We start from the raw sequence: 373 nt of genomic DNA, 5'->3' as shown, positions 1-373 counted from the left end.
GGCGGTCTGCCGAGATGGCGTGGTCCGCGATGGCGAGTGCGGTCTGTGATGACAGGTGCGGTCTGCCGAGATGGCGTGGTCCGCGATGGCGAGTGCGGTCTGTGATGACAGGTGCGGTCTGCCGAGATGGCGTGGTCCGCGATGGCGAGTGCGATCAGCGATGACAGGTGTGCCCGCAGTGACGGTGCGGCCCGCGGCTACAGATGGCGTGTATCGGATACCGAGCGACCTACCCGCGAGCCCGCGGCGGCGCACCGCGAGTTTGTAGGTGACATCAGCAGCGCGACTCAGCGGCGGGTGTGGCCTGCTGCTACGAGTGGCGGATCGTATCGATTCCGAGTGACATGCCCGCGAGCCCGCGGCGGCGCACCGC

This window comes from Nocardia sp. NPDC102475 (assembly GCF_055584605.1).
Note: the sequence above shows the minus strand (reverse complement) of the source record.